We start from the raw sequence: 9,507 nt of genomic DNA on the forward strand, positions 1-9,507 counted from the left end.
TTAGTCAGAAAAGCTTTAAGTTTCTCAAAGTCCCTCGACAATCATATTGGTGCAATAAAATACTTTATTTGTAATTATAATCTTGAAAGATAAACATTACATTTTTAGGACTACCAAAATTGATAACCCAATTACTAAGATGACGATAGATAATTTTGATATAAAAGGCTTGACGTCTGAACAAGTACTAAAAGCCAGAGAAGAACATGGCTATAATCTGCTCGACTATAAAAAACAAAATGGTTTTTGGTTTGCCTTAAAAAGTTTAGTGCAAGAACCAATGATTATTTTACTTTCGGTAGCAGCTAGTATCTACTTTATCAGTGGAAGTGGTGGCGATGGACTTTTTCTGACATTTGCCATTGTTTTTGAAGCGGCAATCTCATTATATCAGGATTCTAGAAGTAGAAATGCCTTAGAAAAGCTGAAGGAATTTACAGAACCCAATTGTAAGGTAATTCGTAATGGTGAACAAATAGAAATTAAAAGTGAAGATTTAGTGGTGGGCGATTACCTAATTATAGAAGAAGGCACTTCTGTTCCTGCTGATGGTATCATTATTCATTCTAATGATTTTTCTGTGAACGAGTCTATCCTTACGGGTGAATCTTTGGCAGTAACCAAAGATTCTACAGCTGATAATAACCTAATTTTTAAAGGAACAAATGTAGCTAGTGGCTTAGCCATTGCTACAATCAATTATATAGGGAATAATACTAAATTAGGGAAAATAGGGAAAAGCTTAGAAGACATCAAAGAAGAAAAAACACCTTTAGAACTCCAGATTAACAATTTTGTAAAAAAGATGGTAAGTATTGGGACTGTTGTTTTCTTGATTGTTTGGCTGATTAATTATTTGAATTCTAAGGATGTTTTAGATAGTTTATTGAAAGCTTTAACCTTGGCAATGAGTATCATGCCTGAAGAAATTCCCGTAGCTTTTACCACCTTTATGGCATTGGGTGCATGGCGATTGATGAAGATGGGTATTGTAGTGAAGCAAATGAAAACCGTTGAAACCCTTGGGAGTGCTACGGTAATTTGTACAGATAAAACAGGTACAATTACCGAAAACAAGATGACATTAGCCAAACTATTCGTGCTTTCAAGTCAGAAAGTCACAGACTTAAGTGAAGAGCTAAGTAAAGAAGAAAAAGACCTTATTAAGCAAGCCATGTGGGCGAGTGAACCTATTCCATTCGACCCAATGGAAATAGCATTGCATCAAGCATATAGTAAACTTGAGGAGAATGATGAAAGACCTAACTTTAAATTAGTACATGAATATCCTTTGGGGGGAAAACCGCCGATGATGACGCATGTTTTTGAAAACCAAGAAGGTAAACGTATCATTGCTGCCAAAGGAGCTGTTGAAGCTATCATGCGAGCATCAAATGTTAGCTCACAAGAAAAGGAAGAAATAGGAAATGCCATTAACCTTCTTTCGCAGGATGGTTATCGAGTGTTAGCAGTTGCCACTGCTGAATTTATAGGGAATGACTATCCTGCCAACCAAGAGGACTTTGGTTTTGTATTAAAAGGAATCGTTGCATTTTATGACCCTCCCAAAAAGAATATTCAAAAAGTACTTGAGGAATTTTATAAAGCAGGAATTACCGTAAAGATTGTAACAGGAGACAATGCGGCTACAACTGTAGCAATAGCCAAACAGATAGGCTTTAGGGGCTATGAAAAAAGTATTACTGGTGATGAGCTGATGCAATTATCAGATGAAGAACTGGCAAAAAGTGTGATTGAAACACAAATATTTAGCAGAATGTACCCCGAAGCAAAGCTAAAAATCATCAATGCGCTGAAAGCTCAAAATGAAGTAGTGGCCATGACTGGTGATGGCGTGAATGATGGGCCTGCACTAAAGGCCGCACATATTGGTATTGCTATGGGCAAAAAAGGAACAGAAATAGCTAAAGAAGCTGCTTCTTTGATTTTATTAGAGGATGATTTGTCAAAAATGGTAGATGCTGTAGCCATGGGTAGAAGAATCTACACTAATCTTAAAAAAGCCATTCAGTATATCATTTCAATTCATATACCTATTATACTTACTGTATTTATTCCTTTGGCTTTAGGTTGGCTTTATCCAAATATTTTTTCACCTGTTCATATTATTTTTCTTGAATTAATCATGGGTCCAACCTGTTCTATTATTTACGAAAATGAGCCATTAGAGCAAAATCTGATGAAGCAAAAACCACGCCCAATGTCAACGTCTTTTTTTAGTTGGAAAGAACTTACTACTAGTATTATTCAAGGATTATTCATTAGTGCGGGTACAATTTTTACCTATCAATACGCCCTTTATTTAGGTTATGACGAAGCCATTACTCGCACCATGATTTTTACGGTTTTAATTACGGCTAATATCTTTTTAACCTTAGTCAATCGTTCATTTTATTATTCTATTATTACTACTTTACAGTACAAAAACAACTTGGTATTTATCATCATCAGTATTACTGTTGCTATGATGTGTGCTTTACTTTTTGTACCATTATTTAATACTTTGTTTGATTTTGAAGTCCTCAATCTCAACCAAATTACTACTAGTATAGTTATTGGTTTTATTAGTGTAATTTGGTACGAAGTAGTTAAATGGATAAAACGAAGACGAGCATTGATAGCTTAATAACATCGTCGTCTATTGTACGATACCAATCATAATATCCATAACATTGGTTTGTGTAGGACCGGTAATCAGTAAATTTCCAGTTTGTTCAAATAAATGATATGCGTCATGGTTAATCAGGTAGTCTTCTATTGGTAAATTATTTTCTAGCGTATTTAATAGTGTTTTTCTGTCAATTACTGCTCCAGTAGCATTTGTTGGGCCATCAGTACCATCAGTACCCCCACTTAGTATTGAAAATTGAATAGCAGTATCAAGCATATTCATTTTCTTGAGTTCCTGTAAAGCCACTAATACAAAGTGTTGATTTCGTCCACCTTTGCCATTGCCAGTAACTTTTAAGGTGCTTTCGCCACCTTGTATGATACAAATCGGTTTATTTCCTCTATAATTAAAGAGTAAGGCTATAAACTTCTTGGCTTCTATTGATGTGTCGCCTATTACAATCTCAGGAATAATTAGCGTTTCATAGCCCAATGCTTTGGCTGTTTTCTCGGCGGCCAGTTGAGCAATTTTATTATTAGCAATGATTTTAGTAATAGTATTTTTAAAAAGTTCGTCCCCAGCTTTTGGCGTCTCGTCAATCTTTCCTGAGATGCCTTTTTCTAAATAACTTTTAATGGAAATAGGCAAGGTTGAGTGTAGATGATATTTTACAATCACCTCAAATGCATCCTGAAAGGTAGATGAATCAGGGACAGTCGGACCACTGGCTATCACGTCTAAATCATCATTGGGTACATCGCTAATAATCAACGAAAACACTCTCGCTCCATTACAATATCGAATTAATTGTCCTCCCTTTATGGCTGAAAGGTGTTTTCTGACAATGTTAATTTCATTAATGCTTGCCCCAGACTTTATTAAAAGGTCGAAAGTAGATTGTACATCTTTTAAAGATAACTCATGTGGTACATCACACCATAAAGATGATGCTCCACCACTTATTAAACATATTACGATATCGTTTGATGTTACTTTTTGTAATAAACCAAGGGTTGCTTTTACGGCTATTACACCTATCTCGTCTGGCACAGGATGAGCACTTTCTAGGATTTTTATTTTTTTAGTAGCTACACGATGTCCGTATTTTGTGGTAACGATACCTTCTTTGATATTGTCGCCTAGTATTTTCTCTGTTTCAAAAGCCATAGCAGCTACGGCCTTGCCTGCGCCAATTACATAGATATTCTGAAAATCACATTTCAAGAAACGTTCTCCACAAATTTGTACAGCATCATGTTCTACTCTTAGATATTCACCAAGTAGTTGCGAAGGCTGAACAGCATTAATTCCAGCATTAAAAATTTCAATAATATCCTCAGTCATGCTTTTAAAAAATCAATTCATAGTTAGTGCTTCGTCCGCCAGCCATTTCTTTCTGTAAAATCCCTTTTGCCATCAAATCTTGAATATCTCTCAAAGCAGTATCCGCAGAACATTTAGCTATTTTAGCCCATTTAGAGGACGTAAGTTTCCCTTCAAAATTATCCATTAGTTTGTTCAGTAAAAGCTTTTGTCGCTCATTCAAAGGGGTATCTCTATGTTTTTCCCAGAATCTTGCCTTGGCTAATACTTTTTCTAAAATGACATCTGTATTCAATAATGCTTTGGTCAAGCAGTCTAAAAACCATGCAAGCCAAAGTGTAATATCAGATGTTCCTTTTTGTGATTTTTCTAAGATTTCATAATAGCTGTTTCGCTGTAATTGAATCTGAGCCGACATACTAAAAAATCGTTGAGAGCTACCATCAGCCTTGGATAATTGCATGTCAGTAATGGCTCTTGCAATTCTACCATTCCCATCATCAAACGGGTGAATCGTTATAAACCAAAGGTGTGCAATTCCAGCTTTCATGATAGGGTCTATGGGCTGTGTTCCGTTAAACCATGTTATAAATTGTTGCATCTCATGGGCTAATAACGAAGCTTCAGGTGCCTGAAAATGAACTCTTTCTCTACCCATTGCTCCTGACACTACCTGCATATCGCCTGTTCGCCAACTAGCTATTGTGATAGGGTACATACCACTTCTTCCCGTCGGGAAAAGCGCTGCGTGCCAATTAAACAAACGTTCATCACTAAGGGGCGTTTGATTATTTTGTGTGGCATCCAACATTACTTCTACAATGCCATCCACATTCCTATCAGAGGGAATTAAGCCAACAATATCCATTCCTAAACGCCTTGCTAAAGACGAGCGAACCTGTTGAGGATTTAAAAACTCCCCTTCTATTTCTGTTGATTTCAGGACATCCAAAGTAAGCGTTGCCAAAAAGGCTTCTTGCTGAAGGACAAAACCTAATTGCTCCATTTTGCCCATCAATTTACCCTGCAAATTCCTAACTTTGCCCAGGGGCATTGATAATACTGAATCGTCCCATCTAAAGGCTGTCCAATTGATATGTTGATGTATGTAATTGCCCATAAAAATAGATTATGCGGTGAATATAGCATTTATTCTCCGCATAATATGCGGAGAATGTTTTTATTATTCTCCGCAAGCTTTTATTAAGCATCCTCAGACATTAATTTTATCATCAAGCATATGTTACCTTAATAAGACATCACATAACAGTTGTAATGATAGCTTACTTTTGTGTAAATCCAGAAACAAAATTTAATATGAAAACAAAATTTTTACTATTACTGCTGATTGGTATATTTAGTTCTTTCTCTCCCGAAAAAATTACTTGGGTAGCCATTGGAGATTCTATTACTTATTTAAACGACCATCCGAAGGAAACAGGAAACAGAATTACCAAAGGCTATATGAGTGGTGTGGTGGAAAAGCTTCCTCAGTTGGAATACATCAACCAAGGTCATAATGGATGGACTTCTGTAAGAATTGCCGAACAAATAGAAAAGCTTGGTTTGGTAAAAGCAGATGTTTATAGCATATTTTTAGGAACGAATGATTGGTGGCAGGGTCGTACACTGGGGACTTTGGCCGACTATCAAAATGCAACGGGTTCTAATACCGTATATGGCTCTTTCAGAATTATTATCAATAAAATCAAAAGCTTAAATCAAGATGCCAAAATTATTTTGATTACGCCCATGCAACGTGCAGACTTTGTATATATTGCCAATCCTAAAAACAATGCGTATGGCTCATACAGAGAAAAAAAGGGTCAGGAATTATCCCAATTTGCCGAGGCGGTGAACACCATAGGAAAGCTTGAAAACATTCCTGTAGTGGATTTATACAACACTAAAAAATTAAAAATAGCCCAGCTCGTTCATTTCAAACGCTTGAAAGATTCACAAACTGGGACATACAAAAATTATCGTTATCCAGCCTTTATAGACGTACCCTACAATCCTGAAACAGACGAATATCCATATCCCCTTGAAGCCATTAATATGACTTATGATGGTTTGCATCCGTCAGATAAAGGCTATGAAATAATTACTAAAAAGTTGGTTAAGGTGATGAAAAATATATTATAGCTGTAATATTTACGATTGGATAAATTAAAACGGTCTGTGAGCTAACTAGTTCACAGACCGTTTTAATTTATCCAATCGTAATTTTGTGTTCAAAAGGAGTTATACCTGTGAGGTATACATACATCCCATCTGTTTTCAACGTTCCGAAATGTGAGCTATACATTTCGCCTTCCAAACTTTTAATCTTAGTATGTTGGTTTATTCCTTGTCCGAATTTTATAGTATCCTTACCATAAGTATATTCGCCTGTTTTTCCTGCTAATAAATAATTATTCGGTGAGTTTTCGACTTCTTTCACTCCTGTCAATTGTCCTCCCTCTTTGAAACAAAATTCAATCGTTACTGATATGCCATCAGTTCCTTTTGAACTGAATATCAATTCATTAATACCATCTTTTTCTTCAATACTAATGGTTGTATCTATGATTTTGACATTGCTTTGTGGGCGATGCTCAAAATCCATTTTATTCCAAAATCTGCCATCCGTGCTTGGAGCATGTTTGTAATCACCATTGGCTTTTTTAAACTGTTTAGGCAAAGGTTGGTAATAAGGTGCTTCAATTCTTTGATGCAATATGTACTTTCCATCTTGATAAGTAATCCCTTGGCTACGGAAATAACCTGTACTGAAAAAATCAGTTGAAAAACGAAGATATTTTAAAATGGCTTCACCTTTCCTAAAAGCAAATAAATTTGAATTGGTTGAACGCCCAGAAGCAATAATAATAGGAAAATCTGCTCCACCGAAAATCGTAGAAGTTGTATCATTCTTTCTGATTCTCACCAAATTGGTTGTCTTAAAGAATTTTTCAAAATTTACTGATGGAGCTTTAGGTGTTGGTAGTGGCTTTAAGTAAGTGGGCTCTTCTAAACAAAATGGCAATAAATCAACCATGATTTTTTCGTCAAACCCTTTTACCTTCTCAATGAATTTTGTAATTGAGGCAAATGCTGCATTATTATCTTTAATGGCTAAGTAGCGATAATCATGATAATGATTAAGCACATTAATAGTCATGAATTGGTCTTGTCTCCTTGAGTCGGTAGTGACTAAATCACCATTGGGTTCTATATAAAAATACGTTAGGTTGAGGTTTTTACGAACAGGTTCTAACAATGTAGGACGCTTTAGCAAACGAGCCATCGTAATCAAACATCTATCCGTTACCTCAGCATAAATCATACTTCTTTCCAGATAATGCCCATCGCTATCAATATAAATATTTTCAGAAAGCCATTCATCAATGCGTTTTACATAAGCAGGATTAGGAAATAAATCATTTATTTGTGCCAAAGCTGCCGATACCACCCATCGATGGTTAGGAGTATGAATACCTCCTACTCTTAGCGATTCACCTGCCTTCAGGATAAATTCTTTGAGTAACTCTTTTAATGTTGCAAGTATGGGCGTAGTGTTGTGTTTAAAAATGGTAGCCGCAACACAAAGGGGTTCAAGGATGAATGCAGTATCGGGTGGTGAGGCCAAATTACCTAAATTAAGCGTGCCATCTGCCTGCTGAGCTTTCAAGATAAAGCGAATAATTTTGGTCATTGCTATGACCAATTCCTCTTTTTGGTAATATTGTGAGGTTGATTCAGCATACCCAGCGGCTAAATTGGCTAAATCGAACCCTAATCGTCTACGAATTTCAGTTATATCAGAGGAGAAAACGGTTAATAATTTAGCAACTTCTTTATTATTAGCTTGCACTATTTGCTGGTAAAAATTTTCGTCAGAAGTACTTTCATGCTGAGCATAAGTCATTATTGGTGATAGCACTGCCAATGTTCCTAATCCAAAGCATTGTTGTAAAAAAGTTTGTCGTGTAATATGTTCCATTATGATGATGATAAGGATAAAAGTAAAAGGTTGTCTTTATAAAAGATTAACACTCGACTTATTTACTTACTTAATGGCAACACATTAGCCTTTTACTATGCTATCTGGCTCTATGGGTATTCATTTTAGTTATATATTTTTATGCAGAGTAGGGTAGGAGATGATTATTAATTAAACCCTCAATGAACCACGAAAGCCTCTAGCGGCGTAATAAGATTCTGCACCATTATGATATATGAAGACCGTACCATAGCGAAAATCAGCGAAAAGAGCACCCCCAAGTTTTCCAATAGCAGCAGGCGTTTGTATCCAACTAGATGTTTTTGTATCAAACTTTCCAAGTTTTTGTAATGCACGATATTGCTCTTCTGTTAAAATTTCAATACCCATGTAAGTTGCCATATCTACAGCATTATTTGCTGGTCTATGTTCTTTTCTTGACGCTAGCGCTGCTCCATCGAAGCAAATACTTCTACGACCTTTGGGCGTTTCTTCTGAGCAATCGTAAAAAAAATATTCGCCCGTAATTTCATCATAACTAACCACATCTGGTTCACCTCCAGTCTCTTCCATTTCATGAAGCGACCATAATTTTTCAGGATTAGCTTCTAATTTGGCTTGTACGCTAGCCCATTCAATACCTTGATGTCTGTTTATATTTTTCTCAAAACGTGCTTTCAATACACTGAGTAATTTTGCACTTTCTTCAGAAGACAATGCATTTTTATTGATATTCATGTTGTTTTTCTTTTATATTGATACATCAATAACGTTGCTAGTTTTCATCATTTAAGCCTTTTCCTTTAAGAATATGTGACGTATATTTTTCAATCCTTGATTCCCTAGTTTTGGCTTGTTTCGGTGCAGCAAAATAAAGAAGATATGCTCTCTGTCGGCCTGGGGTTAAGGATTCAAAAGCAGTTTTTAACTCAGGAGCTTCATCTAATTTTTGTTGAAATTCGTCAGGAATAGAAAATTCTGAAGTTTTTTTAAGCGTCACTTGCAGTCCTGCTTTCTCTACTTCAATGGCTTCATAAATATACGTTTTGATGATAGATTCTAATTCCACTATTTCCCGCACATTCGTAAACCGAATCTGGCGTGTTGCCTGCGTATTCTCAGTTTGCTGAATCAAAATACCATTCGCATCATTTAATAAAGCTCCTTTGAAGAACAAAAGTGCACAGTATTCTTTAAAATCATGTATCAAAACGATGTTGCTTTTCTGAAAAGTGTAACAGGGTACACCCCATTTCAATTCTTCAGATAGCAGACAGTCAAGTACAATCATTCTCAACTTTTCTAATTCCTTTTGCCATTTTTCGGCTTTATTAAAGTAAAAATCAACCTTTGGATTCATCTTAATTATTTGTTGGATTAATTTTTCTATTGTAAATGGGTAATAGCATCTACATAGGCTTTAAAAAGTAATTCTACTGGCAAATCAATGTGCTTGCCTAAAATAGGTTGACAGATTTATTATCTTGTTTAATGTACTTAAAATTGTAATATAGTTTGATTTGGGTCTGTTTTTTTTGTTCCATCGGATGTCCAAATGTTTAATTTA

General features: G+C 35.6%; 7 protein-coding genes and 1 pseudogene. 3 read left to right on the forward strand and 5 right to left on the reverse strand.

What is annotated here, in order from left to right:
* Positions 1-93: pseudogene (locus VB264_RS24655) on the forward strand (IS1 family transposase); the annotation flags it as partial.
* Positions 83-2,647 (forward strand): cation-translocating P-type ATPase, encoded by a 2,565-nt coding sequence (locus VB264_RS24660; protein WP_323254033.1) that lies wholly within the window; start codon positions 83-85, stop codon positions 2,645-2,647. The pseudogene VB264_RS24655 and the gene VB264_RS24660, both read left to right, overlap by 11 nt.
* A gap of 12 nt (positions 2,648-2,659) precedes the next feature.
* On the opposite strand, the gene VB264_RS24665 is transcribed toward VB264_RS24660, so the two are convergent.
* The gene (locus VB264_RS24665; protein WP_323254035.1) at positions 2,660-3,976 is read right to left on the reverse strand and encodes a glycerate kinase type-2 family protein; all 1,317 of its coding nucleotides are present in this window, start codon (positions 3,974-3,976) and stop codon (positions 2,660-2,662) included.
* Positions 3,977-3,980: 4 nt separating this feature from the next.
* Complete coding sequence (locus tag VB264_RS24670; RefSeq protein ID WP_323254037.1) at positions 3,981-5,075, reverse strand: Fic family protein; 1,095 nt, start codon at positions 5,073-5,075, stop codon at positions 3,981-3,983.
* A 197-nt stretch (positions 5,076-5,272) separates the two neighbouring features.
* Here VB264_RS24670 and VB264_RS24675 point away from each other — a divergent pair, with 197 nt between their 5' ends.
* Positions 5,273-6,100 (forward strand): SGNH/GDSL hydrolase family protein, encoded by an 828-nt coding sequence (locus tag VB264_RS24675; protein WP_323254039.1) that lies wholly within the window; start codon positions 5,273-5,275, stop codon positions 6,098-6,100.
* Positions 6,101-6,167: 67 nt separating this feature from the next.
* Here the strand turns inward: VB264_RS24675 and VB264_RS24680 are convergent, their stop codons facing one another.
* From VB264_RS24680 to VB264_RS24690, 3 genes are all read right to left on the reverse strand, one after another.
* Complete coding sequence (locus VB264_RS24680) at positions 6,168-7,940, reverse strand: prenyltransferase/squalene oxidase repeat-containing protein (protein WP_323254041.1); 1,773 nt, start codon at positions 7,938-7,940, stop codon at positions 6,168-6,170.
* A 171-nt stretch (positions 7,941-8,111) separates the two neighbouring features.
* Complete coding sequence (locus VB264_RS24685; protein ID WP_323254043.1) at positions 8,112-8,678, reverse strand: DUF4256 domain-containing protein; 567 nt, start codon at positions 8,676-8,678, stop codon at positions 8,112-8,114.
* Positions 8,679-8,715: 37 nt separating this feature from the next.
* Positions 8,716-9,300: a YdeI/OmpD-associated family protein gene (locus VB264_RS24690; protein WP_323254045.1), complete on the reverse strand. Its 585-nt coding sequence runs from the start codon at positions 9,298-9,300 to the stop codon at positions 8,716-8,718.
* Positions 9,301-9,507 lie beyond the last annotated feature (207 nt).

It is taken from the genome of Arcicella aquatica, assembly GCF_034928825.1.
GTDB lineage: Bacteria > Bacteroidota > Bacteroidia > Cytophagales > Spirosomataceae > Arcicella > Arcicella aquatica.